Source organism: Paenibacillus sp. TAF43_2 (assembly GCF_052113545.1).
GTDB lineage: Bacteria > Bacillota > Bacilli > Paenibacillales > Paenibacillaceae > Pristimantibacillus.
On the sequence record NZ_JBFRDK010000299.1, the window covers coordinates 1 to 4,359 of the forward strand.

The following is a 4,359-nucleotide window of genomic DNA, read 5'->3' on the forward strand; positions in this document are numbered from 1 at the left end:
TCGATGAATCCTCCAGTACAATATTTTTAATAGTACTATTTGCGTTTTTATTAATTAACATTCATTAATAAATATTTGTACTATTTTGTTCTCATCTTAATTGTAGTTTTTTGTTCACTTTTAACAATCATTAAAGTATTAATATATGTCTAACTAGTAGACACTTACATCAAAATCGTCTTTTTGCGAGGAGATATTTTCATGAGTGATGAACCAAACGTGACATCTGAGCGAAGAAATCGAACAGAAGAACATCTAAAATCAGCTTTTATAAAACTAATAAAAGAGAAGGGTTACCATCTCGTTTCTGTAAAGGACATTGTAGATACAGCCTCCTATAACCGTAGTACTTTCTATGTACATTACCAAGATAAAATTAAATTAGCTGAAGATTTACTTACTTCTATGTTTCAGGGGTTGGAAGATTCCGTAGGAAAACCATATGTTCCTGGACACAAAGTATACACGGAAAGACTCAACGCACCGTCCTTTAATATCGTTTCCTACATTTATCAACACCGTGATTTTTTTGAGCTGATAAAATATGATGATACTTTACCAGGATTGCACACGGGATTCCCTCAAACCATTCTAAAGATCTATAAGGAACAATTTATTTTTGAAACGATCAATAACATCCCCGTCAACATGGATTATTTTAAGCGTTATACAGCCTATGGCTTTTACGGACTCATTCTGAATTGGATCAAGACTGATTTCAAGGAATCTCGGGAGGGATTTATCCAGGAAGTGATTGATTTAACGAAAACGCATATTTATTCGGTTAAGTATGTAGGAAAATAATAAAAAGGCACCCGACTAGGTGCCTTTGATACGGTTCACTGCACTGTCTGTAACGGCAAGATTTAAGGCCATCCTTTTGCGGGATGTCCCTTTCTTTGATCTCGATATGTTTTATCGTGATCTGTTAGCGCAATATTTAGTTCTTTATCCAATCATTGAAATGATCTGCTACAAATCGAATCTCGCTCTCGTAGTGAGCCAAGTGTCCCTCATCAACCATTTTTTTAAAAGCAAGATTCCCTTCGGCAGCGCCACTTCTCAACGTGTCGCACATTGTAGTCAATCGTTGAATAATCCACTGACACAGTTCATTCGGGACGGGAGTTCCATACGATTCAAAAAACAAATGAATTCGTTTACGGCGCTCCGTAGCGTGTAAATCCGATTGGTACTTTACCGTTTTTCCCGAAGAATGGTCAGGCTCGAAGCTCGCAAGTGGAACCGATGTATAGAGTGAATAAGCAATGTCCCACATACGTGGACCTGGACCAGCCATATCAAAATCAATCAGCCCCACAGGAATCCCCTTTTGAAAGACCACATTGTACAATGCAGCGTCATTATGGCATATCACTTCGTGCTCACGTTCGTTGACATAACTAAGCTGCCATTTGCTCTTCGTCATGAGAGTTGATCCTGCAGTCGCATCATGAAACTGGCGTAAAAGACGCGCTAAACCTACAAGCGTTTCATCCGACCACATGTAAGGCTCAAGCTCAGGGTACTCATTCCCTGGAACTTCCCCTGAAATGAATGTTAGTATTTCACGATCAGAATCGTCGATTCCGAGAAAACTTGGTGCTCCCTCAAAGCCTTGCTTCTCTAGATGTTTAAGAAGCTCATGAACACACGGGCTCCAATAACCTGTGGGACGGAGAACAGTATTTTCCCTACGGACAATGTGATTAACATTTCCGCCTTTTAACACTTCTTCCTGAGTCACTATGCCTCACCCATTTCTAAGTTATTTCTCTGTAATCCTAGTTCACCAAACCATTTATAGAAATTTTTGGCACATATGTCATATTCGCGACTTAAAACTCAGAACCCTTTTCGTGAACTTGAATTGTGGTAAGGATGGTTGCTCCAAGGTAGTCACTACGAAATAAGATAGTTAGAGCTTCAAATGAGCGTGAACGATCAAAAGTGGAACAAACCAGCTTCTGTATCCGAATACCATGTGGACTTCCTTAATCGGCAATTCTTTGTACCTAAACTATTGACAGTGGTTTACTCGCTCATTTATTGTATAAATTGGAAAAAATAATCCTTTGGAGCTTATTTTAAGCAATTTTAAATTCAGAGAGGAGCAACGCCCTCATGGATCAATATATTAAACAAGCGATAGTCAGGGGAGAAACCTCGCTTGGCATCGAATTTGGATCCACACGAATTAAGGCTGTACTGATTGATTACAATTTTGAAACAATCGCTTCCAGCAGCTATGAGTGGGAAAACCAATTGATCGATGGTTATTGGACCTACCATATCAATGAAGTGATTCACGGGTTGCAAGCAATCTATCACCAATTAAAGCAAGAGATTGAGAATACTTATGGCGTAACACTGCAAAAAATCGGATCAATCGGATGTTCCGCCATGATGCAGGGCTATATTGTACTTAATAAAGCAGGAGAGCTATTGGTTCCGTTCCGGACATGGCGCAATGCCACAACGGGTACAGCTGCATCGGAGCTAACCGAGAAATTCCAGTTTAAAATTCCAGAGCGCTGGAGCATCGCACATTTGTATCAAGCCATATTGAACGATGAAGAGCATGTCACTAACATCAATTATATGACGACTTTGTCGGGTTACATTCATTGGCGGTTGACCGGCATCAAGGCACTTGGTATAGGGGATGCCTCTGGTATGTTCCCAATTGATGAATCTGCACAGCAATTTAATGAAGATATGATAAAGCAGTTTGCCGACTTAATTGCCGATAAAGACTACCCTTGGAATCTTAAAGATATTTTACCTAAAGTTTATACTGCTGGTGAACATGCCGGTTATCTCAATGAAGCTGGTGCCCGACTATTAGATCCATCAGGCACCCTGCAAGCAGGTATTCCCACATGTCCTCCAGAAGGCGATGCCGGAACAGGCATGGTCGCTACGAATAGTGTCAAAAAGCGTACCGGCAACATTTCCGTAGGTACGTCGATTTTTGCCATGATTGTACTGGAGAAAGATTTATCCACGGTGTACCCTGAGATTGACATCGTGACTACACCTGATGGCAGCCCTGTCGGCATGGTTCTTGCTAACAACTGCTCCAGCGATATTAATGCATGGCTCGGATTGTTCCGTGAATTTTATGAAGCAATGGGGCTGAAACCCGATATGAACCAGTTATTCAGCGTCCTGTTCAACAAAGCACTGGAAGCAGACGCTGATGGCGGAGGCTTGCTGAGCTACGGCTACTATTCAGGCGAGAACATTACCGGGCTTGCAAAAGGTCGTCCGCTGTTCGTTCGTTCTCCAGAAAGCCGCTTCAATCTGGCTAACTTTATGAGAGTACATTTGTTTACCGCGTTTGCTGCATTAAGGCTCGGGATGGATTGTTTGACACAAAAGGAGCATGTAACGATTGACCGTATTTTGGCGCATGGCGGATTGTTCAAAACGCCGCTAGTCGGTCAAAAAATATGTGCCGCAGCACTGAATGTTCCCGTTTCGGTTATGTCTACGGCTGGTGAGGGCGGCCCATGGGGGATGGCAATTTTGGCATCCTATATGGTTAATAAGGAGCAGCACGAGGGCTTGGCTGATTTCCTTGCCAATAAAGTGTTCCATGATGCAGAAGGACAAGAGGTTTATCCTGACAGCGCAGATGTGAATGGCTTTGCCTTGTTTATGGAGCGTTACACGGAAGGGCTGGCAATTGAGCAGGCAGCGGTAGATCATTTGGTGGAAAATTGGAAGGAATGAGAAATGAGAAGCGTATACCGATTTCACACGTATAGCGTATGAAGCTCCGATCTGCAGGTTTAGCATGGAATCTTCAGCCTATGTACTCATTGGGTACCTGAACGGCGAATCGCTGTAAAGCCAAGCCTATATAAGAGGTTGCCCACGATGGGCAACCTCCTTTTAATAGAAAAAAATCCGATACAAATAGACATAAGTCTCTTGGAGAAAGATCCTCAACAGATTGCTATGGCCAAAAATGTGTTGAGAGAGATTTTTAATAATAAGTGAACCACTGACCACGGCAAGAGTTATCAAGAAACCAATCCAGTAAAAAGACACTGAGATTCTATCCATCAGTGTCTTTTTATTGATGCTTTTTCGCCAACATCATGTTTTATCGTTGAACTCGGACTCATTCACTTTAGCCATATTCTTGTAATCTTTTTAATCAGTGGGTTTTCATTTAAAGCAACTTAATCAGCTCTTCTAGCTCATCAACCAATACTTTTGCAAGTTCAAAATTAGTATCTTTTAAAGCCAATTCTATTTTCATTTCAACTGATTTTTTATTTTGTTCAGCTTCTAGATAGCCTTTATCAAAATGACTAGCATAAATCATCTGTCTAAATTCTGGCATAC

Annotated in this window: 3 protein-coding genes; 2 read left to right on the plus strand and 1 reads right to left on the minus strand. The window is 41.2% G+C overall.

The features are described 5' to 3' along the window. Positions 1 to 201 precede the first annotated feature (201 nt). Complete coding sequence (locus AB4Z17_RS32415; RefSeq protein ID WP_441908180.1) at positions 202 to 804, plus strand: TetR/AcrR family transcriptional regulator; 603 nt, start codon at positions 202 to 204, stop codon at positions 802 to 804. Between the two features lie 136 nt (positions 805 to 940). On the opposite strand, the gene AB4Z17_RS32420 is transcribed toward AB4Z17_RS32415, so the two are convergent. Then, positions 941 to 1,747, minus strand: a complete 807-nt coding sequence (locus tag AB4Z17_RS32420) for an aminoglycoside phosphotransferase family protein (RefSeq protein ID WP_441964450.1) — start codon at positions 1,745 to 1,747, stop codon at positions 941 to 943. Between the two features lie 377 nt (positions 1,748 to 2,124). Here AB4Z17_RS32420 and AB4Z17_RS32425 point away from each other — a divergent pair, with 377 nt between their 5' ends. Further along, a complete protein-coding gene (locus AB4Z17_RS32425; RefSeq protein ID WP_441964451.1) occupies positions 2,125 to 3,738 on the plus strand; it encodes a xylulokinase in 1,614 nt (537 codons plus the stop codon). Positions 3,739 to 4,359: the final 621 nt, after the last annotated feature.

Excerpts from the sequence above, each read along its gene's own strand:
- AB4Z17_RS32425 (WP_441964451.1), top strand. The coding sequence starts at position 2,125 with ATGGATCAATATATTAAACAAGCGATAGTCAGGGGAGAAACCTCGCTT.
- AB4Z17_RS32415 (WP_441908180.1), top strand. The coding sequence starts at position 202 with ATGAGTGATGAACCAAACGTGACATCTGAGCGAAGAAATCGAACAGAA.